The organism is Nocardioides pinisoli (assembly GCF_024199985.1).
Classification (GTDB): Bacteria; Actinomycetota; Actinomycetes; order Propionibacteriales; family Nocardioidaceae; genus Nocardioides; species Nocardioides pinisoli.
Genome location: NZ_JANARS010000003.1, coordinates 440345 through 461232 on the forward strand (window position 1 = coordinate 440345; position 20888 = coordinate 461232).

The window sequence follows — 20888 nt, forward strand, 5'->3', positions numbered from 1 at the left end:
TGGCCGGGCAGTACCCACTCGACCGCGACACAACGCCCGTCAGCCGAGGAGCAGGAAGCCTTCGCCCACCAGCTCGCGCACGACGGGCAGGTAGGTCTCGCGCAGGTCGGCCTCGTCGCGCTGCAGCAGCGCCGCGATGGCCCCGAGCAGCTGCTCGAGGGTCAGGTCGCCGTCACTGGCGCCGACCAGGGCGGCCTCGACCGTGTCGGCCGTCCGGGCCCGCCGGAAGCCCCGCTGCTGGCGCAGCACGATGGCCTCCGGGTCCTCGGCCCCGGGCCGTCCGACCGTCTCCTGCTGCACGTCCTCCCGCGCCCGCAGCACCGCGCCCAGCAGCGCGTCGTCGGTGAGCCCGCGCAGCCCGGTCGCCGCCTCTCCCCACGCCCGGATCGCCGGCCCGATCGGCTGCTCGACGTCGTAGGGCCACTCGAGGAGCTCGTGACGGCCTCCCCCGCCCCGCCGGACGTTGATCCACCCGAAGCCCACGCCGTCGATACCGGTCTCCTCCAGCCAGGACAGCCAGGTGTCGTAGCGCCGGGCGTAGTCGGGGCGCCCGTGGTGGCCGCTGTCCTTGAGCCACAGCTCGACGTAGGCCGACGGGTCCAGCGTCTCGCGCTGCACCACGAGCGCGTCGCAGTCCTCGCGCAGCCACGACCCGAGCCGCTCGTCCCAGGGACGGCCGTCGACGATCGCCCAGTTGGCCAGCACCTGCAGCCACCCGCCCTCGGTGAGGTGGTCGGGACCGGTGCGCACGATGTGCTCGACGACCCGGTCGCCCGGCAGGCCGGAGTCGCGGTAGACCAGGCGCTCGCCGGTCGCCGGGGAGATGACGAAGGGCGGGTTGGTGGCGACCAGGTCGAAGCGCTCGCCCGCGACGGGCTCGAAGAACGAGCCGCTCCTGACGTCGACCTCGACCTCGTTGAGCGCCGCGTTGAGCCGGGTCATCCAGAGCGCGCGCTCGTTGACGTCGGTCGCGACCACGGCGTCGGCGTGGCCGGCGAGGTGGAGCGCCTGCACGCCGCAGCCGGTGCCGAGGTCCAGGGCGCGGCCCACCGGCTCGCGCATCGTCAGCTGCGCCAGGCTCGTCGAGGCGCTGGAGATGCCCAGGACGTGGTCGGGGCCGACCGCGACGGGGGCACCGTCGAGGCCGGGGGTCAGGTCGGACACGACCCACAGGTCGCGCTCGTCGGTCGCGTAGGGCCGGCAGTCGGTGCGGGCCGCGACCTCGCCGACGCTCTGCTCGAGCAGCCCGGCGTTGCAGAGCCGGTCGACCAGCCCGGGAAGGGCCCGCTCCGCGTCGTCGCGCGCCACCCGCGTCTGCAGCAGGAAGAGCCGGACCAGGGTGTCGAGCGGTGCGCCCGACGTCGTACGACGCAGGGCGGGGAGGGTCTCGTTACGTCCGAGCGCGCGGTGCGCCTCCTCGCCGATCGCCTCGGCGACACGGTCGTAGGTGAAGTCGGCGGCGAGCAGGGCGTCGCGCAGGGGCCCGGCGTAGTCGAGGTCGGACGGCATGGCCCCAGCCTCGCAGGTGCCGGCGTGGTTCGATGGCGCGGTGCTCGAACGACCTCCGGACGTGACCGACGACGAGGTGCTCGGGCTGGTCCGCCGCCTCTGGGAGCCGCGCGCCGACGCCGTGGAGCACCTGGCGGTCGGGTGGGGTGCACACCACTGGCGGGTGGACGTGGACGGTGAGCCGGCGCTCTTCCTGACCCTCGACCCCGACCTGCCCCGCCACACGCAGGCGACGCTGGAGGCGGCGTACGCCTCGGCGGCCTCGCTGGACCTGCCGTTCGTGTGGCCGTCGCTGCCCTCCCTAGACGGCACGTTCACCGCGCCGCTCGGCGCACGCACCACCAGCGTGACCGGGTGGCTCGAGGGGACCCGCCCCGAGGAGTCCGTGGCCGAGCTGCCCGACCTGCTGGCCGACCTGCACGCCGCGCCGGCACCGGCCAGCGCCCGCGCCTGGTCCACCGAGATCCCCTCCGACCTGCCCGCCCTGCTGCGCAGCCTGCTCCAGCAGCCGTGGACGGGTCCGCTCGGTCCCGCCGCGCACGAGCTCCTCGTCGAGCACCTCACCACCGTGGGCGGCTGGGCCCGGGAGCACGCGCGGCTGGTCGCGCTCGCCGACCCGTCGACGTACGTCGTCACGCACGGCGAGCCGCACGTCCGCAACCAGTGGCTCGCCCGCGGGCGCACCTGGCTGGTCGACTGGGAGTCGTTGCTGCTGGCGCCGCGCGAGCGCGACCTCGCCACGCTCGTGCACGAGGGCCGGGACGTCGACCACGACCGGCAGATGGTGCGGCTGTTCGACCTGGAGTGGCGGCTCTCGGAGATCTGGTCGTTCGCCCAGTGGCTGCAGGGGCCGCACGTCGGGGACACCGACGACCACACCGCGCTCGGCGGGCTCACCGAGGAGCTGACCCGGCCGCACTTCGGGACAGCGTGATGGCGGCCGGTCGCCGGGGCGACCGACCGCCATCAGGTGCGGGACGGGTGGAACGGGTGGTGCGGGTCAGGCGTGGCGCGGAGCCATCGACGTCGAACCGGTGTTGTCGCCGTCGTCGGCGATGGCGACCTCGCGGCGCTTGGACACGATCACGGCGCCGGTGATGATGGCGACCGCGACGAGCGCGATCACGACGCGCAGCACGTCGTTCTGGTCGTCGCCCACGCTCATCGAGACGATCGCGCTGGCGATGAGCAGCGAGACCAGGTTCATCACCTTGATCAGCGGGTTGATGGCCGGACCGGCGGTGTCCTTGAACGGATCGCCGACGGTGTCGCCGATGACGGTCGCCTCGTGGGCGGGCGAGCCCTTGCCGCCGTGGTGGCCGTCCTCGACCAGCTTCTTGGCGTTGTCCCACGCACCGCCCGCGTTGGCCAGGAAGACGGCCATCAGGGTGCCGGCGCCGATCGCACCGGCGAGGAAGCCCGCCAGGGCGGTCACGCCGAGGCCGAAGCCCACGGCGACGGGAGCCATGACGGCGAGGATGCCGGGCGTGACGAGCTCGCGGAGCGAGTCGCGGGTGACGATGTCGACGACCTTGCCGTACTCCGGGCGGCCGGTGCCCTCCATGATCCCGGGGATGTCGCGGAACTGGCGGCGCACCTCCATCACGACCGCGCCGGCAGCGCGGGCGACGGCGTTGATGGCCAGGCCGGAGAACAGGAACACCACGGCCGCACCGAGGAGCACGCCGACCAGGACGGCGGGGTTGAAGACCTCGAAGCTGAGCAGGCCGATCTCCTCGTCGGTGGGGCTGGCCTCCGCGAGCGCCTCGGCCACCGAGGTGGCGTAGGAGCCGAAGAGGGCCGTCGCGGCCAGCACCGCGGTGGCGATCGCGATGCCCTTGGTGATCGCCTTGGTGGTGTTGCCGACGGCGTCGAGCTCGGTGAGGATCTGCGCGCCCTCGGGGCTCACGTCGCCCGACATCTCGGCGATGCCCTGGGCGTTGTCGGAGACGGGGCCGAAGGTGTCCATCGCGACGATGACGCCGACCGTGGTCAGCAGGCCGCAGCCTGCCAGCGCGACGGCGAAGAGCGACACCGTCAGGGTGGCGCCGCCGAGCAGGTAGGCGCCGAAGACGGCCGCCCCGATGACGAGCGTGGTGTAGACCGCGGACTCGAAGCCGACGCTGAGGCCGGAGAGGATGACGGTGGCGGGACCGGTGAGCGACGTCTTGCCGACGTCCTTGACCGGACGGAACTCGGTGCCGGTGTAGTAGCCGGTGAGGGCGAGGATGCCCGCCGCCATCACGATGCCGATGACGACGGCGGCGCTGGCGATGAAGCGCGGGTCGCCGTCGATGCCGGCGAACGTGTCGCCGAACTCGGCGAAGTCGCCGGGCAGGTAGACGTAGGACAGGACCACGGAGGCGAGCGCGCCGACGGCGGCGGAGATGTAGAACGCCCGGTTGATGGTGGTCAGGCCGTTCTCGCCGGCCCGCGGCTTGGTGATGTAGATGCCCAGGACGGCGGTCAGCGCGCCGATCGCGGGGATCAGCAGCGGGAAGACCAGGCCCTTGTCGCCGAACGCGGCGGCGCCGAGGATCAGCGCGGCGACCAGCGTGACGGCGTAGGACTCGAACAGGTCGGCGGCCATGCCGGCGCAGTCGCCCACGTTGTCGCCCACGTTGTCGGCGATGGTGGCGGCGTTGCGGGGGTCGTCCTCGGGGATGCCCTGCTCGACCTTGCCGACGAGGTCGGCACCCACGTCGGCGGCCTTGGTGAAGATGCCGCCGCCGACTCGCATGAACATGGCGAGGAGCGCTGCGCCGAAGCCGAAGCCCTCGAGCACGACCGGGGCCTCGTCGCGGAACAGCAGGACGACGACGCTGGCGCCGAGGAGGCCGAGGCCGACGGTTGCCATGCCGACGAACGCGCCGGTGCGGAACCCGATCGTCATGGCGGGATCGCGGCCCTCGGTCTCGGCGGCGGCCGCGACGCGCAGGTTGGCGCGCACGGCCAGGCTCATGCCGAGGTAGCCGATGGCGGCGGAGAAGCCGGCGCCGACCAGGAAGAAGATGGAGCGGCCGATGCGGACGGTCATGTCGTCGGCGGGCAGTGCGAACAGGACCACGAACGCCACCGCGGCGAAGATCCCGAGTGTGCGGAACTGCCGCTGCAGGTAGGCGTTGGCGCCTTCCTGGACGGCCTGGGCGATCGTCTTCATGTTGTCGGTGCCCTCACCCGCGGCGAGCACCTGCGACCTGAACATCGCGGCCATCCCGAGCGCGCCGAGCGCGATCAGGGCGACGACGACGACCAGGACGAGGTTGCTGCCTTCGAGCTCGGGAGTCGCGACGACCGCGGGCAAGATCCCCGTCATGCGTGTCCTCCTCGGACTTGGTCTAGCGCTGGAATAGATCCGTGAACGCGCCGGAGTCTACGCAGACGTGACCCAGATCACGGGGCAGCGTGACCCAGGCCACACCTGCTATCTGGACCGGCACCCGGTTCGAACGTGACAAAACCCCTGCGGACACGTCCGCAGGGGTGGTGGGTCGTACGACGATCGCGCCCGGGCAGGGCGTACTGAGGGGTCGGACCGGGTGGGCGGGGCCTCAGACGCCGGGCGCCAGGCCGACGGAGTCGTGGATCACGAACACCTTGGCCAGGCCGGTGATGCGGAAGATCTTGAGCAGCCGCTCCTGGGTGCACACCAGGTCGAGCGAGCCGTCGTGGGCGCGGACCTTCTTGAGCCCGCCGACGAGCACGCCGAGGCCCGTGGAGTCGAGGAACTCGACCGCCTCGAGGTCGATGACGATGTCGTAGGTGCCGGCACCGACCAGCTCGGTGATGCAGTCACGCAGCTTGGGCGCGGTGTAGACGTCGATCTCGCCGCCGACGGCAACGACGGCACGGCCGTCCACCTCGCGTGTCGCAAGGGTGAGATCCACGACTGCTCCCCGGTCCCCGAACTCGTTCGGACAGTGCGTCTTCGGGCACGCCCGTGCCCCTTCGTTCTTCGGGTGGTATCAAACCACGAGTCACACGGGTTCCGCAGGACTCCTCTCCACATCACATCCACATCACATCCGCATCGGCCCCGCATCAGGCCCGCACCACCCCCGCCACCACCCCCGCCACCGCCTCCGGCGACGTCCCCGGCCTTTGCCAGACTGCGCAGGTGAACCAGTCCCGCCCCGGCGTCGTGCCACCGGTCGACGTGCTCGTGCGTCGGCTCACGGGGGTGCCCGGACGCGAGGACCGGCTGCGGCACCTCGAGGTGCTGCCGGCGCGGGAGGCCGTGCACGCGGACTGGCCCGACTGGGTGCCCGACGACGTCCGCGGGGCCTACGCCGGCCAGGGGGTCGCGCGACCGTGGCGGCACCAGGTGGTCGCGGCCGACGCGGCGCACGCCGGCGACCACGTGATCGTCGCGACGGGCACGGCCTCGGGGAAGTCGCTGGCCTACCAGCTGCCGGCGCTGTCCGCGATCCGCGCCGCCCGCGGTCCGCGCGGCGAGCGGGGCGCGTCGGTGCTCTACCTGGCCCCGACCAAGGCGCTGGCCCACGACCAGCTCGCCGGGCTGTCGTCGCTGGGCCTCGACGTACGCCTGGCGGCGCACGACGGCGACAGCTCCCGCGAGGAGCGCGACTGGACGCGCGACTTCGGCGAGTACGTGCTCACCAACCCCGACATGCTCCACCGCTCGCTGCTGCCCTCGCATCACCGCTGGTCGCGGCTCCTCGGGTCGCTGCAGTACGTCGTCGTCGACGAGTGCCACCACTACCGCGGCGTGTTCGGCGCGCACGTCTCCCACGTGCTGCGCCGGCTGCGGCGGGTGTGCGCGATGTACGGCGCGCACCCGACGTTCGTGCTCGCCTCGGCGACGGTCGCGGAGCCGGAGGTCACCGCGTCGCGGCTGACCGGTCTCGACGTGGTCGCGCTGACCCGCGACGACTCCCCGCGCGGGGAGGTGTCGCTGCTGCTGTGGGAGCCGCCCTTCACCTCCCACGCCGGTGAGAACGGCGCGCCCGTGCGGCGGGCCGCGTCGTCGGAGGTCGCCGACCTCCTCGCCGACCTGGTGGCCGAGGACGTGCGCACCCTGGCCTTCATCCGGTCGAGGCGCGGCGCCGAGCAGGTCGCGCTGTCCGCCGCCGAGCTGCTGAGCGAGGTCGACCCGTCGCTGCCCGACCGGATCGCCGCCTACCGCGGCGGCTACCTCCCCGAGGAGCGCCGGGCGCTCGAGGCCGCGCTGCGCCGCGGCGACCTGGTCGGGCTGGCCGCGACCAACGCGCTCGAGCTGGGCATCGACATCAGCGGGCTCGACGCCGTGCTCATCGCCGGCTTCCCGGGCACCCGGGCGGCGTTCTGGCAGCAGGTCGGGCGGGCGGGCCGGGGCGCCCAGGACGCGCTCGGCGTCCTGGTCGCCAAGGACGACCCGCTCGACACCTATCTCGTGACCCACCCCGACAAGCTGATCGGCGCTCCCGTCGAGGCGTCGGTCTTCGACCCGGCCAACCCCCACGTCATGGGCCCCCACCTGTGCGCGGCCGCGCAGGAGCAGCCCCTCACCGAGGCCGACCTGCCGCTCTTCGGGTCCACCGCCCGGGAGGTCGTCGACGAGCTGACGACGCTCGGGTTGCTGCGGCGGCGCCCGCGTGGCTGGTTCTGGACCGACCGGAGCCGCGCGGCCGACCTGGCCGACATCCGGTCCGCGGGCGGGTCGCCCGTGCAGCTGATCGAGGCCGGCACCGGCCGGGTCGTCGGCACCGTCGACGCCGGCGGCGCCCACAACCAGGCCCACCCCGGCGCGGTCTACGTGCACCAGGGCGAGACCTGGCTGGTGGAGGACCTCGACCTCGAGCACCACGTCGCGGTCATGCGTCGCGACGAGCCGTCCTACAGCACCACGGCCCGCGAGGTCACCGACATCAGCATCGTCGCGACCCGCGAGCGCCGGTCGTGGGGCGGCTGCGAGCTCGCGCTCGGCGAGGTCGACGTCTCCCACCAGGTGGTCTCCTTCCTCAAGCGGCGCCAGCCCGGCGGCGAGGTGCTGTCGGAGGACCCGCTCGACCTGCCCGAGCGCACGCTGCGCACGACGGCGGTGTGGTGGACGGTCCCCGACGACGTGGTGGCCGAGGCCGGGCTGGCGGCGCTCGACGTGCCGGGCGCGGCCCATGCGGCCGAGCACTGCTCGATCGGCCTCCTCCCCCTCTTCGCCACCTGCGACCGCTGGGACATCGGTGGCGTCTCGACGGCCCGTCACGCCGACACCGGGGTGCTCACCGTCTTCGTCTACGACGGCCACCCGGGCGGTGCCGGCTTCTCCGAGCGCGGCTTCCGCACGGCCGTCTCCTGGCTCACCGCCACCCGCGAGGCGATCGCGAGCTGCGAGTGCACCAGCGGCTGCCCGTCGTGCATCCAGTCACCCAAGTGCGGCAACCAGAACAACCCGCTCGACAAGGCCGGCGCCATCGCTCTCCTCGACGCCCTCCTGTCGGGGGCACCGCGTGCCGACGGAAGCGACGGTTAGGGCTAGATTCGGGTCATGGTGATCCTCGGCCTCGGTCTCATGATCCTCGGCGGCATCGCGGTGCTGTCCGCCCTCTTCGTCAGCGAGCCCGGGTCGGGCGGCGAGCTGCTGGGCTTCAGCGTCACCACCCTCGAGTCGTTCCTGGTCGGGGTGGCCGCCGGTGCGGCCATCCTGTGGGGCTTCGCGATCCTCAAGTGGGGCACCAAGCGGAGCCTGGCCCACCGCCGCGAGCGCAAGGAGCTCACCGAGCTCAACCAGAAGCTCGAGCGGGTCGAGGCCGAGCGGCGCACCGACGACCCGGAGCGGCGGGACGAGGTCTGAGGTCGCCCGCGGCGGGCCGCGTGTCAGCCGGGTCCGGCGCGCGCGTCAGCGGTGACGCGCACGTCGCGCCACGGGACGTCCGGCCCGTCCACCGAGACGGTGACCCGGATCGTCAGGCCGTCGGGCGCGCAGGCGTCGAGCACGGCCGCATTGGCACGGGCGACCCGGGCGGCGAGCCCGCACGGATCCACGGCGGCGCCGACGTCGACGAGCGCTCCGGCGCCCGCCAGCGCGGCGAGGTCTGCGGCGGCCTGGGCCCGGCGCTGGGCCGTGACCAGCCCACCGGCAGCGGCCAGCCCGGCCATCACGAACGCCAGCACGCCGGCCATCGCCACCACGAGCACGGTCGCCGCGCCTCGTTCGCCGGCGTGCTCCCGCCGAGCCGTCACGACTCCTCCACCACCGCCACCGCGTCGGCCGTCACGGTCACGCCGGGCAGCGCGCCGAGCAGGCCACCCGGGCCGCTGACCCGGACGGAGGTCGTCACGACCACGTCGGTCGCGCCGACCTCGACCCGCACGCGCGCACCCTCCGGGGCGATGCGCAGGGCAACGCCCTGGGCGGAGGTGACGTCGTCGCCGCGCGCGACGGCGCGCGCGGCCTCGCGGGACGCGTCGACGACGCGCACCTGCGCAGCGCCGACCGCCAGCATCCACACCAGGCCGGCGGTCAGGGCGACGAGGAGCGGGATGCCGATCGCGAGCTCGGCCGTCGCCGCGCCGGACTCGCCCCGGGACTGCGCCCCGCGAGACCGCGCAGGCATCAGCCGATGCCGAGCAGGCTCATGACGTGCTTGAACATCCGCTCCAGCAGCTGGTCGCCGAAGGCACCGGTGAGCAGCGTGTAGAGCAGTCCCGCGAAGCCGGCGCCGGCGGCGGTGCCGACGGCGTACTCCGCGGTGGTGATGCCGGCCTCGCTCCGCCGCCTGACGGTCGTCGTCGACCTGCGTCGTCGCAGGTGGTGCATGGGCTTCATCAGTTCCCCTGTCGTCGCGGGGCTCCCGATGAACCCCGACCGACGTCCAGCCTGCGAGGGCTGCGGCCGGCCTGCACGTGCGTGGCGACGAACCTGTGGAGGACGTCCGGACCGCTCGCCCTGTGGACGCCCGGCGGCGCGTCACGGGGTCACCGAGCCGAAGAGCGCAGCCACGGTGGGCACGACGCCGAGCAGCATGAAGGCGGGCAGCAGGCAGGCGCCGAGCGGGATGGCCGCTGCCACCCCGACGCGTCGGGCCGCGTCCTCGGCCCGCGCGAGCGCCTCCCGCTGCAGCTCGTCGGCGAGCCGCTCGACGCTCTGCACGACGGACGCACCGGACACCTGCGAGCGGACCATCGCGCGGGCCAGAGGAGCCAGCACCGGGTCGTCGACGACGGTCGTCCAGGCCTCGACGCCGGCGGCCCCCCAGCGGGACTGCTCCACGACCGGCACCAGCCGGTCAGCGGCCGGCCCGGGGAGCGCGGCGCAGACCTGGGCGAGGCCTGAGACGGGTTCGGAGCCGGCCCGCAGGGTGGCGGCGAAGAGGTCCACGAGGTGCGGGAGCGTGCGCTCCACCTCCTGCCGCTCGCGGCGGGCGGAGGGAGCCTCGACCGCTGCGAGCAGGCGGTGCGCGACGACCCCCGCGACGGCCGCCGCCAGCACGCCGACGGCCCCGCCCACGACGAGCCAAGCGCCGATCGCGACGCCGCCCACCGCCAGGGGCCGGACGGAGGCCCCGGAGGACGAGCGGCGGCGCGGGACGCGCGGGACCGAGGGCAGCAGGGCTGCGACCGCCAGCGACGCGCACGCCACGGCCAGCCAGGTCACGGTGCCGCCGCCCGGTCAGCGATCCGCTCGATCCACCACAGACCGAGACCGACGAGGGCCAGTCCGACGAGGCCGCAGGCCCACCCGAGGGGTGTCGCCAAGAGGAAGGACCACGGGTCGGAGCCGGCGCCCGAGCCCATCAGCAGCACGGCGACGGGCAGGCAGGCGACGAGCCGGGCGGTCGAGCGGGCCGACGCCAGCTCGGAGTCGACCAGGCGCCGCGTGCGCCGCCGGGCGCGCAGCCCGGCGGCGGTGCGCTGCAGGGCAGCGGCGAGCCCGTGGCCGGAGTGGTGTGCCACCTGCCACGCCCCGGCGACCCAGCGGAGGTCTGCCGCACCGCGCCTCTCGACCGCCAGCCGGCGCATCGCCTCGGGGACGTCGGCGCCCAGCCGCATCGCCTCCAGGACCGGGAGCAGCGGCGGCCACCGCTCGGCGCCGGCCGCGAGGGCGGCCTCGGGCGGACGCCCCGCGGCGAGGTCGGCGGCCAGCAGGTCACACACCTCCAGCACGGCCGCCTGGTCGGCAGCGTCGCGCCTCCGACGGGCCACGATCGGCACGGGAAGCGCCCACCGCCGCGGCGGCGACAGCCCGTGACCTCGCGCCGGCCGCCCCGGGGCGGGCGTCCCACCTGGCACCACGACGGCCACGGCGGCGCCGAGCACCAGGGCCGCCAGCCATCCGGTCACCACGCCACCGACCCGAGCCGGGCGGCGAGGACGCCGGCGGCAGGGCCGCGCACGACGCGGTCGGTCTCGAACGTCGCGGCCGTGCGGAGGGCGACGTGCCCGGACGCGTCGCGCTCGGGCACCCCGAGCTCGAGCACGCGGCGGCGCCCGTCCCGTCCGCGGCCGAGGTGGATGACGACGTCGAGCGCGGCGGCGAGCTGGCTGTGCGCCGCCGACCGGGGCAGTCCCGCGGCGAGGGACAGCGCCTCCACCCGCGCCGGCACGTCGGCGGCCGAGTTGGCGTGGAGCGTCCCGCACCCGCCGCCGTGACCGGTGTTGAGCGCCGCCAGGAGGTCGACCACCTCGGCGCCGCGCACCTCGCCGACCACGAGCCGGTCGGGTCGCATCCGCAGTGCCTGCCGCACGAGCAGCTGCAGCGAGATCTCGCCGGCGCCCTCGATGTTGGCCGGTCGGCCCTCGAGCGCGACGACGTGCGGGTGGTCGGGCCGGAGCTCGCTGGCGTCCTCGACCAGGACGATGCGCTCGCCCGGGTCGACCAGCGACAGGAGCGCCGAGAGCACCGAGGTCTTGCCGGTGCCGGTGCCACCGGTGACGAGGAAGGCGCACCGCGAGTCGACGACCTCCTCCAGCAGGAACGCCCCGTCGGGCGGCACCGCGCCCGCCGTGACCAGCTCGGGAAGGGTCCAGACCCGCCCTCGCGGCACGCGCAGCGACAGCACCGTGCCGGACCGGGCCACCGGTGCCAGCACGGCGTGGAACCGCGTGCCGTCGGGGAGGCGTACGTCGGCGTGCGGGGTGGCGTCGTCGAGGCGTCGCCCGGCCGAGGCAGCCAGCCGTTGGGCGAGACGGCGCACCGCCGCGTCGTCGGGGAACGACACGGGGGCGCGCTCGAGCCCGGCACCGCGATCGATCCAGACCTCCTCGGGGCCGTTGACCAGCACGTCGGTCACGTCGGGCAGCCGCAGCAGGTCCTCCAGGGGACCGGCGCCGAGCACGTCGCGGCGGAGCAGGTCGTGGACCGCGAGCACCGTCGCGTCGCCGACCGGGGCGCCGGAGGCACGCAGCGCCTCGGCCACCCGGTGCGGGGTGAGCTCGCCAGCCGAGCCCGCCAGTCGGCGGCGTACGTCGTCGAGCACACCGGTGGGGACGGGGGTGCTCATGCCGCGTCCGCCAGGAGGTCGCGGGCGGCGCGGGCGAGCGGGCCGCGTCCGGCCAGGGGGCCGAGGCCACGGTCGACGGACGCAGCCACGCCTCGCTGGTCGGCCACCGCGGCCACGACGGGAAGGCCCGTGACGCGTCGGGCGTCGGCGTCGCTGAGTCCGCCCGGACGCAGCACCAGCCCGGCCCGGCCGTCACGGCCGAGGTCGGCGACCAGGCGCGAGGCCGCCGCCAGCCCCGGCACCGTCGCCGGGGTCACCACCAGCAGGTCGTCGCACCGGTCGGCGAGCTCGACCAGCGCCGACCCGCTCTGACGAGCCAGGTCGAGGACCACGAGGTCGTGGCCGAGCACGGCGGCCGGGAGGACCCGGCGAGCCGCCGCCGGGTCGAGCCGGCGGCGCAGTCCCGACCACGTGAGGACGCCCAGGTGGTCGCGTCGCGGAACGCCCTCCCGCAGCGCCCGCGCGCCGAGCCGACCCGCGGTCTCGGCCAGGGCCTCCCACCGCACGCCCGCCAGGTCCTCCATGCCGAGCAGGCGGTCGAGGCCCGGCCCGAGCGGGTCGCCGTCGACGAGCAGCGTCGGTCTCCGCGCCGCGTGCCACTGCGCGAGCGCGCACGCGAGCGTCGTGGCACCGGCGCCACCGGCCCCACCCACGACGCCGACGAGGCGTCCCGGCGACGCCCGCTCGCCGACGTCGGCGAGCTCGTCGGACAGCCAGCCCGCGGCGGCGGGCAGGTCGACCACCGAGGCCGCCCCCAGCTCGACGGCGTGGCGGAAGGCGGCGTCACCGACACCGACCCCGACGACGTGGACGCCCGCGCGGCGCGACGGGGCCAGCGCCGCCAGCGACGCGGCGAGGTCGTCGCCGACCAGCACGAGGTCGGCCTCGCGCCAGGCGGCCAGGGACAGGGACGGCTCGGCGCAGACCTCCGCCCCGACCCCCGCCGCCGCACAGAGGGGGACGACCGAGTCGTGGACGGACGGGGACCGGGTGATGAGGAGGACGGGCATGCCCCGAGCGTCGACGCGGACACCGACGCCCGACAGCCCACCCGGGCGCGGCCTGTGGACGGCGGGCTCCCGGCGCCGCCTGTGGACGGGTCGTGGCGCAGCCGTGGGGCCACGAGGCGCGCGCGAGGCACCGGACGCCGCCCGCCCGGCCCCCTACGATGGCCGCATGCCCCGCCCCCAAGCGGCCTTCTTCGACCTCGACAAGACGATCATCGCGAAGTCGAGCACGCTGGCCTTCAGCCGCGAGTTCCAGGCGGGTGGGCTCATCTCCAGGCGGGCGATGCTGCGCTCGGCGTACGCGCAGTTCGTCTTCTTCACCGGCGGCGCCGACCACGACCAGATGGACAAGATGCGCGACTTCATGTCGCAGCTGTGCGCCGGCTGGGACGTCGCCACGGTGCGCGACATCGTCCACGAGACCCTCACCACGATCGTCGAGCCCCTCGTCTACGACGAGGCGGTGACCCTGATCGAGGAGCACCGCGCGGCCGGTCGCGACATCGTCATCGTCTCGGCCTCAGGGGTCGAGGTGGTCGAGCCGATCGGCGAGATGCTCGGCGCGGACCGGGTGATCGCCACCCGGATGGAGATCGCGGACGGGAAGTACACCGGCAACATCGACTACTACGCCTACGCCGAGGAGAAGGCCCGCGCGATCGAGCACCTCGCCGCGACCGTGGGCTACGACCTCGACGAGTGCTACGCCTACAGCGACTCGGTGACCGACGTGCACATGCTCGAGGTCGTCGGTCACCCCTTCGCGGTCAACCCCGACCGGGAGCTGCGGCGGATCGCGACCGCCAGGGAGTGGCCGGTGCTGCTGTTCGTGCGACCGGTGGCGCTGCGTCGCCGGCTCGTGGTGCCCGCGGCTCGGCCGACCCTCGCCGCCCTGGCCGTCGGTGGCGCCGTCGCGGCGGGCGGACTCCTCTGGTCGAGCCGTCGCAAGCGGATCGCCGGCGCCTGAGCGGGACCCATCGACGGCCCCCAAAGTCAAGCCTTGAAGGTGCCGGGGGGCCGGGATAGAACTGAGGTAGAACTCCACAGCAGCACGTGACCTGGGTACCCACGCGGCGATCCACCCATCCGATGGGGTGCTGGCCGATCGGGATCTGCCCGACGCAGCGATTGAGAAGAGCACGCTTGGTAGCCACGGCGTCACGTGTCAGCGGCGGCACCCGATCCTCGTGAGCGGGTGCCGCTCGCACGTGCGGACGGTGGTCCTCGCGGCTACCCGCGCAGCGGAGACGCCTCGGCGCCCGCGCTGAAGGCCTCGGCTCCGTAGAGCGCCCAGGCGTGCACGCCGCTCGGCCCGCCCTCGCGGTAGGCGCGCAGGTTGGACTCGTACGCCGACCGGAGGGCCAGGTGCCCGGCCTCGGGCACGACGAGCGACTTGGTGTCGACCGCGCGCGAGACCAGCACCAACCGCTCGAGCGCGCGGGCCACGATGCCGTTGTGCGAGGCGAAGGGGGCGGCGGTCGCCACGTCGGCGTGCGCGACCGCGGCGACGAGGAGGGCCGGGGCCTCCGTGCCCGAGAGCAGCAGCTCCGACACCCCGCGCAACCGGTCGGCCGAGGCGGCGTCGCGCGGGCGCCCGAGCTCGTCGTGGGCGACCGCCGAGGCGCCGACGACGGCGTGCAGACGGGCGATGGCCTGCAACGGCGCGGTCTTGAGCAGCGGCGCGAGCGCCAACATGGAGGCCGACAGCCGGACGGCGTCGGCCGCGATCTCGTCGCCCTCCCCCGCCCGCACCTGCTCCAGCGTCGAGGACGACCCCTCCAGCACGGCGCTCGCGTGGGCGCCGCGGAGTAGCGACTCCGCGGTCAGCTCGGGAGACGTACGCCGCAGGCCGCGGTCGCGCAGCATCACGTCGATCCCGTCGCGGGTGCCGGCGTAGGCCGAACGGACCCCTTCGAGGTCGGTGAGCCAGGCGAGCGGGTCGGTCATGGGAGGACGGTAGCCGCGACGGCCGTCGCGCCCGCTCGCGGGATACGGTGAGCGCGATGAGCGACGAGCCCGCCACCTGCCCAGCCACCGCCGACCGCGCGCGGTCCTTCGGGTCCGTCGCCGACGCCTACGACCGCGGCCGGCCGACCTACCCCGCCGAGGCCGTCGCGTGGCTCGCCGGCGGCGAGGCCAAGGTCGTCCTCGAGCTCGCTGCCGGCACCGGCAAGCTCACCCGCGGCCTGGTCGACCAGGGCCACGCGGTCTTCGCGACCGAGCCCGACGAGGCGATGCTCGCGGTGCTGCACGAGCGGGTGCCGGAGGTGAGCGCGAAGGTCGCGACGGCCGAGGCGATCCCCGCCAATGACCGGTCGGTCGACGTGGTGGTAGTCGCGCAGGCGTTCCACTGGTTCGACCACGAGGCCGCGCTGGCGGAGATCGCCCGGGTGCTGAAGCCCGGCGGCCACGTCGCGCTGGTGTGGAACAGCCGCGACGAACGCATCCCGTGGGTGCGCCGGATGGGCGACATCCTGGGCCGCCAGGACCTCGACACCTCGTCCTCCGAGCACCTCGTGCACAGCGACCTCTTCGGCTTCATGGAGGAGGCGAGCTTCAAGCACTGGCAGGAGGTCAACCGCGAGACCATCCTCGACATGGCGCGCTCGCGGTCGAGCTTCGCGGTGATGGGCGACGAGGAGCGCGAGCGCCACCTCGCCGAGGTGCTCGCCTTCTACGACGACTACGGCCGGGGCATGGACGGCATGCAGATCCCCTACGTGACGCGCTGCTACCGCGCGGTGGTGGTGGACCGCGACGAGCCACCCGCCGAGGACGGCGGCACGGAGTCGGACGGTCCCGTCGTGAGCGACGGCACCGACACCGACATGCTGCTCATCGACTTCCGCTGAACCACAACCTTCCGGCCGCCCGTGGCATCTCATCGGCGACCACCACCACCGCTCTCGGGGGAGACACCATGCGTCGCACGACGACACTGACCGCTGCGACGATGCTCGGCCTGGCCGTGCTCGTGCCCACCACGTCGGCGACGGCGGTCGCAGAGACCTGCCGCGGCGAGGCCGCGACCCTGGTCGGGACGGGCCCGACCCTGACCGGCACCGAGGGGCGCGACATCATCGTGAGCGGCACGGCGACCACTGTCGACGCGCTCGGCGGCGACGACCTGGTCTGCGTCACCGGGGGCGGGAACGTCAACGTCCTCGGCGTCAGGGCCGGCAGCGGCGACGACGTCGTCGACACCACGGCCCTGGGGGCGGCGTACGACGCCACCGTCGACCTCGGGGCCGGGGCCGACGCCCTCGAGGGCGGTGCGGCCGACGAGACAGTGACCGCCGGGCCCGCCGAGTCCGGCGGGGTCGACGCCGACACCGACGTCGTCCGCACCGGGGAGGGAGCCGACCGGGTCACCGTCGCCGCGGGCTGGCGGCCGGGCGTGGACCCCGTGGTCGACGTGGTCGAGCTCGGCCCGGGTGACGACACGGCCACGATCGCGAGCCGGTCCATGGCGCCCGCCTCCAGCGTCGACGGGGGCGAGGGAACCGACCAGGTCGCCGTCGACTTCACCAGCGACGCTGCGTCCTCGGTCGACATCGCCGGGGGCACCGTGCGGTCAGGGAACCTGACCACCACCCTCGTCTCCTTCGAGACGGCCGACATCTCCACGACGTGGCCCGGTGGGTCGGGAGCGGAGGGTCCGAGCTCGGTCTCCTACACGGGGACGCCCGGCGACGACGTCGTGACGCTGCGCCTCGACCGGACCTCCTCGAACCCCGCTGTCTCGGTGAAGACCTACGGCGGGGACGACGAGGTCCTCTTCGCCGACGCGCCCACGACGGACACCCGCGTCGACACCGGCCGGGGCCGGGACCTGCTGGTCGCCGCCAGCCCCAACGGCACGATGCGGCTCGACCTGGCCACGGGCAGGTGGCGCAGCGCGCGGTTCTTCGGTGACCCGAGCTACTGGGTCGGGACCCCGGACGCGGTGATCTCCGCGGTGGACAACGTCGAGAACGCCTTCCTGATGGCCCCCGAGGTGACAGCCCTGGGCGACAGCTCGGCCAACGAGCTCTCCTTCAACGCCTGCCGGGGCACCCTCCGCGGCGGTGCCAAGGCCGACCGACTCAGCGCGGTCGGGGGTGACCCGTGGTGGGACGAGTTCTCCTACGACTGCGACGCCCTCTCGCTCAAGAGGACTTCGACGATGGCCGGCGGTGCTGGCCAGGACAGCCTGCGCGGCGGGGCCGGCAAGGACAAGTTGCGCGGCGACGCCGGCAACGACGTGCTCCAGGGCCGTGCCGGCAACGACGTGCTGCTGGGTGGCCGGGGCAGGGACAAGGCCGACGGCGGCATGGGCCGCGACCGCTGCGTCGCCGAGCGCGAGCGTCGCTGCGAACGCTGACCTGCGACAACTTCCGGGGCTGTGCGTCCGTCCCACGACCGACCCACCCCACCTTCTCGGGAGAGACACCATGCGTCGTACGACGACCCTGACGACCGCCGGCCTCCTCGGCCTGGCCCTCCTCGCTCCGGCCACCTGGGCCTCCCCGGCGGCCGCCGCCGGCGAGACCTGCCGGGGCGAGGCCGCCACGATCGTCGGCACCGGCGACAAGATCACCGGCACCGAGGGTCGTGACGTGATCGTCACGGCCACCGCAGGGGTGGTGGACGCCCTCGGCGGCGACGACCTGATCTGCGTCGCGCCGACGCGGGCCGGCTCCAACGTCTTCCCCATCGACGCCGGCAGCGGCGACGACGTCGTCGACACGACGGCCACCCCGGGCGGCAACTACGTCACGACCGTCCTCGGCCCCGGCGCCGACACCTTCGTCGGCGGCAAGGCGAGCGACACCGTCTTCGGCGGCGAGGACACCGACCCGTGGATCGACACCGAGCGCGACACGATCGACACCGGCGGCAGCGGCGACGACGTGTTCACCGGCGCGACGGGCAGCACCAACCACGACGTCGTACGCCTGGGTGACGGTGACGACCAGGCCCACGTCGCCTCCCCCGAGGTGGGCTCCGACGCCGTCCTCGACGGCGGCGGCGGCGAGGACGGCCTGTGGCTCGAGGCCGGGGCGACCGACGTCGCCCTCGACATGGCAGCCGGCAGCTTCGCCGGCCCGGCAGCCACCACGGCATTCAGCGGGTTCGACTTCTCGACCGTCACCATCGGCGCCGCGACGCTGACCTACCGCGGCACCGAGGGTGCCGACTCCCTCACCGTCGACGCCGAGGGAGGCGCGCCCGAGCTCCAGGTGAGCACGGGCGGCGGCGACGACAACGTCTCGCTCGCCGACGCGGCGCTCGCCCCGGGCAGCCGCGTCGACACCGGCGCCGGCCGCGACGGCCTGGTGGTCGCGAGCAAGACCGGCGCGCTCGCCATCGACCTGCCCGGCGACCGGCTCACCGTGCTCGGCATCGAGGCGGCCGCGCCCGGCGTCGAGGACGCCTGGTTGATGGCGCCCACCGTCACGCTGACGGGCGACGCCGACGACAACGACCTCTACTGGAGCGGCTGTGACGCCACGCTGCGCGGCGGAGCAGGTGACGACGCGCTCTACTGGAGCTACGACTCCCTCTTCGAGGCCTACGAGTTCCGGTGCCCGGGCTCGGCCACGATGAACGGCGGCGCCGGGCAGGACGTCCTTCGCTCCTCCGGCGGCGACGACCGCCTCGTCGGTGGCTCCGGCAACGACCGGGTCCTCGGCCGCGGCGGCGACGACAAGATCCTCGGCGGTGCCGGCAACGACGAGCTCGACGGGGGCGACGGCCGCGACGACGTCCGGGGCGGCGCGGGCAAGGACACGCTGCTCGGCCGCGGCGCTGGCGACACCCTGCTCGGCGGCCGGGGCCGTGACACGGCCGACGGGTCGCAGGGGCGCGACCGCTGCGCCGCCGAGCGCGAGCGGCGCTGCGAGCGCTGACCACCCGACACCACCCTTCTCACCCCCTTCTCGAGGAGCACCACGTGCGTACGACGACCCTGACCGCCGCGGCCCTGCTCGGCCTCACCCTGCTCACCCCCGCCCAGACCGCGACCGCGGCCGCCGAGACGTGCCTGAGCCGGCCCGCCACCGTCGTGGGGACCGGGACGACGGTCACGGGCACGGAGGGCCGCGACGTGATCGTCAGCGGCACGGCGACCACGATCGAGGCGCTCGGCGGTGACGACCTGGTGTGCGTGTCCCGGCCCGGGCAGGCTCCTGTCGTCCTCACGGTCGATGCCGGCAGCGGGAGGGACATGGTCGTCGTCGAGCCCTCGGACGTCGTGGCGACCGGCAGCAGGTTCGACGGAGGACGCGGACGGGACCAGCTGGTCGCGGCCCAGCCGGAAGGCCGGCTGGCGGTCAACCTCCTCCACGACCGCTGGCTCCTCGACGGCCGGTCAGCCACCGTCACCGGGCTGGAGGACGTCACGCTGGTGGCGCCCTCCGTGCGGATCCTGGGTGACGACGAGGACAACACCTTCGGCTCCTCGGCCTGCTTCGCCAAGCTCGACGGCAGGGGCGGGGACGACTACCTGGCCAACCGTCCCGGCCGCTACTTCGAGGACTACTCCTTCGACTGCGACGCATCGAGCCGGATGCACGGCGGACCCGGCGCGGACGTCCTCCACGACTCGGACGGGGACGGCGCCCTCCACGGCGGGCCGGGCCACGACGAGATCGAGGGCCGCGGCGGTGACGACCAGCTCGACGGCGGCACCGGCCGCGACGACCTGGTCGGCGGCAAGGGTCGTGACCACGCCGACGGCGATGCCGGCCGCGACCGCTGCCGCGCCGAGCGGGAGCGCCGCTGCGAGCGCTGAGCCACCCGGATCGGGGTTAGTCTCCGCGCATGGCGTGGAGATGGCGGCGTACGTCGCTGGGCGGCGAGGCCGACCGTGCCGCCTTCCGCGCCCTGCACAACGCGTCCCTCGCCAGCCCGGCGCTGCGGGAGGGACTCACCACCGCGAGCGCGGAGCGGTCGGTACGCCACCTGCGCGCGCTTCTCGGCACCCCCGCCGCCGGCCTGGGTGACACCAGCGGCCTGCTGGCGTGGGACGGCCTCGGCGGCCACCACCGCTCGCAGCTCGCCGGCACGATCGGCCAGGTCGCGCAGACCGGACGCACCATGATCGTCGACGAGCGCACGCTCGTCTGCGACGACGGCGGGTGCCAGGTCCGGCAGGCGATCGTCAGCCCGCTCGTCGTGGACGAGACCCTGGTCGGTGCCCTCGTCGTCGGCGCCCCGCACACCACCGGTGGGCTCGTCCGTGCGGCCGACGAGGTGGCGTCCTGGGTCAGCGGCCAGCTCGAGCTCGCAGAGCTCGACCTCTCCCGCACCCGGCTGATGGAGGCCGAGGTGCGTGCCCTCCGCGCGCAGATCAGCCCCCACTTCATCTACAACTCCCTCGGCGCGATCGCCAGCTTCGTGCGCACCGACCCCGACCGGGCCCGCGAGCTGCTGCTGGAGTTCGCCGACTTCACCCGCTACTCCTTCCGCCGCCACGGCGAGTACACGACGCTGGCCGAGGAGCTGCGCTCCGTCGAGCGCTACCTGCTGCTCGAGCAGGCGCGTTTCGGCGACCGGCTGCAGGTCACGCTGCAGGTCGCCCCGGAGGTGCTGCCCGTCGCAGTGCCGTTCCTCTGCATCCAGCCGCTCGTCGAGAACGCCGTACGCCACGGGCTCGAGGCCAGCGGCGACAAGGTCGACGGCGTCGGCCGGCTCTCGATCGTCGCGCGCGACCTCGACCAGGAGTGCGTCCTCGAGGTCGAGGACGACGGTTCCGGCGAGGACCCCGAGCGCGTGCGGCAGGCGCTGGCCGGCGACGCGTCGATGGACTCCGTCGGGCTCGGCAACGTGGACGCCCGGCTGCGCAACGCCTACGGCGACGACTACGGTCTGGTGGTCGAGACCGCACCCGGCGCCGGCACGAAGGTCATCGTCCGGGTGCCCAAGTTCGCCCCGGGGGTCCAGGTATGAG

General features: G+C 74.4%; 20 protein-coding genes. 9 read left to right on the plus strand and 11 right to left on the minus strand.

From position 1 onward, the window contains the following. Positions 1-39: 39 nt before the first annotated feature. Complete coding sequence (locus NCI01_RS09220; RefSeq protein WP_254181181.1) at positions 40-1509, minus strand: DUF7059 domain-containing protein; 1470 nt, start codon at positions 1507-1509, stop codon at positions 40-42. On the opposite strand from NCI01_RS09220, the gene NCI01_RS09225 reads away from it, so the two are divergent. Further along, complete coding sequence (locus NCI01_RS09225) at positions 1508-2443, plus strand: phosphotransferase family protein (RefSeq protein ID WP_254181182.1); 936 nt, start codon at positions 1508-1510, stop codon at positions 2441-2443. The genes NCI01_RS09220 and NCI01_RS09225 overlap by 2 nt on opposite strands. Positions 2444-2509: 66 nt before the next feature. On the opposite strand, the gene NCI01_RS09230 is transcribed toward NCI01_RS09225, so the two are convergent. Continuing rightward, positions 2510-4825: a sodium-translocating pyrophosphatase gene (locus NCI01_RS09230; RefSeq protein WP_254181183.1), complete on the minus strand. Its 2316-nt coding sequence runs from the start codon at positions 4823-4825 to the stop codon at positions 2510-2512. A gap of 235 nt (positions 4826-5060) precedes the next feature. Beyond that, entirely contained in the window at positions 5061-5396 is a 336-nt protein-coding gene (locus NCI01_RS09235) for an anti-sigma factor antagonist (RefSeq protein WP_254181184.1), read from the minus strand. Positions 5397-5626: 230 nt separating this feature from the next. Here NCI01_RS09235 and sftH point away from each other — a divergent pair, with 230 nt between their 5' ends. Then, complete coding sequence (gene sftH, locus NCI01_RS09240; RefSeq protein WP_254181185.1) at positions 5627-7978, plus strand: DEAD/DEAH box helicase; 2352 nt, start codon at positions 5627-5629, stop codon at positions 7976-7978. Between the two features lie 15 nt (positions 7979-7993). After that, complete coding sequence (locus tag NCI01_RS09245) at positions 7994-8299, plus strand: hypothetical protein (protein WP_254181186.1); 306 nt, start codon at positions 7994-7996, stop codon at positions 8297-8299. Between the two features lie 23 nt (positions 8300-8322). Here NCI01_RS09245 and NCI01_RS09250 read toward each other — a convergent pair whose 3' ends face one another. The 7 genes from NCI01_RS09250 to ssd all read right to left on the minus strand — a co-directional run bounded on the left by NCI01_RS09250 (position 8323) and on the right by ssd (position 12958). After that, positions 8323-8688 carry an Rv3654c family TadE-like protein gene (locus NCI01_RS09250; protein ID WP_254181187.1) on the minus strand — a complete coding sequence of 122 codons (366 nt, stop codon included), beginning with the start codon at positions 8686-8688 and terminating at the stop codon, positions 8323-8325. Beyond that, a complete protein-coding gene (locus NCI01_RS09255; RefSeq protein WP_254181188.1) occupies positions 8685-9062 on the minus strand; it encodes a TadE family protein in 378 nt (125 codons plus the stop codon). The genes NCI01_RS09250 and NCI01_RS09255 overlap by 4 nt, the downstream gene beginning before the upstream one ends. Next, positions 9062-9274 carry a DUF4244 domain-containing protein gene (locus NCI01_RS09260; RefSeq protein ID WP_254181189.1) on the minus strand — a complete coding sequence of 71 codons (213 nt, stop codon included), beginning with the start codon at positions 9272-9274 and terminating at the stop codon, positions 9062-9064. The genes NCI01_RS09255 and NCI01_RS09260 overlap by 1 nt, the downstream gene beginning before the upstream one ends. 141 nt (positions 9275-9415) lie before the next feature. Further along, a complete protein-coding gene (locus NCI01_RS09265) occupies positions 9416-10102 on the minus strand; it encodes a type II secretion system F family protein (protein WP_254181190.1) in 687 nt (228 codons plus the stop codon). Further along, positions 10099-10791 carry a type II secretion system F family protein gene (locus NCI01_RS09270; RefSeq protein WP_254181191.1) on the minus strand — a complete coding sequence of 231 codons (693 nt, stop codon included), beginning with the start codon at positions 10789-10791 and terminating at the stop codon, positions 10099-10101. Before NCI01_RS09270 ends, NCI01_RS09265 begins: the two co-directional genes overlap by 4 nt. Next, entirely contained in the window at positions 10785-11948 is a 1164-nt protein-coding gene (locus NCI01_RS09275; protein ID WP_254181192.1) for a TadA family conjugal transfer-associated ATPase, read from the minus strand. Before NCI01_RS09275 ends, NCI01_RS09270 begins: the two co-directional genes overlap by 7 nt. Then, the gene (gene ssd / locus NCI01_RS09280; RefSeq protein ID WP_254181193.1) at positions 11945-12958 is read right to left on the minus strand and encodes a septum site-determining protein Ssd; all 1014 of its coding nucleotides are present in this window, start codon (positions 12956-12958) and stop codon (positions 11945-11947) included. The genes NCI01_RS09275 and ssd overlap by 4 nt, the downstream gene beginning before the upstream one ends. Before the next feature lie 166 nt (positions 12959-13124). On the opposite strand from ssd, the gene NCI01_RS09285 reads away from it, so the two are divergent. After that, positions 13125-13922 carry an HAD family hydrolase gene (locus NCI01_RS09285; protein ID WP_254181194.1) on the plus strand — a complete coding sequence of 266 codons (798 nt, stop codon included), beginning with the start codon at positions 13125-13127 and terminating at the stop codon, positions 13920-13922. Positions 13923-14185: 263 nt separating this feature from the next. Here the strand turns inward: NCI01_RS09285 and NCI01_RS09290 are convergent, their stop codons facing one another. Next, complete coding sequence (locus NCI01_RS09290) at positions 14186-14902, minus strand: Fic family protein (protein WP_254181195.1); 717 nt, start codon at positions 14900-14902, stop codon at positions 14186-14188. A 56-nt stretch (positions 14903-14958) separates the two neighbouring features. Between NCI01_RS09290 and NCI01_RS09295 the strand changes: the two genes are divergently transcribed. The 5 genes from NCI01_RS09295 to NCI01_RS09315 all read left to right on the plus strand — a co-directional run bounded on the left by NCI01_RS09295 (position 14959) and on the right by NCI01_RS09315 (position 20887). After that, complete coding sequence (locus NCI01_RS09295; protein ID WP_254181196.1) at positions 14959-15807, plus strand: class I SAM-dependent methyltransferase; 849 nt, start codon at positions 14959-14961, stop codon at positions 15805-15807. A 68-nt stretch (positions 15808-15875) separates the two neighbouring features. Then, entirely contained in the window at positions 15876-17318 is a 1443-nt protein-coding gene (locus tag NCI01_RS09300; protein ID WP_254181197.1) for a calcium-binding protein, read from the plus strand. Positions 17319-17388: 70 nt separating this feature from the next. Further along, on the plus strand, positions 17389-18846 hold the full coding sequence (locus tag NCI01_RS09305) for a calcium-binding protein (RefSeq protein WP_254181198.1): 1458 nt from the start codon (positions 17389-17391) through the stop codon (positions 18844-18846). A 44-nt stretch (positions 18847-18890) separates the two neighbouring features. After that, positions 18891-19730, plus strand: coding sequence for a calcium-binding protein (locus NCI01_RS22710; RefSeq protein ID WP_254181199.1), 840 nt, complete (start codon positions 18891-18893; stop codon positions 19728-19730). 29 nt (positions 19731-19759) lie between these two features. After that, entirely contained in the window at positions 19760-20887 is a 1128-nt protein-coding gene (locus tag NCI01_RS09315) for a sensor histidine kinase (protein ID WP_254181200.1), read from the plus strand. Position 20888: the final 1 nt, after the last annotated feature.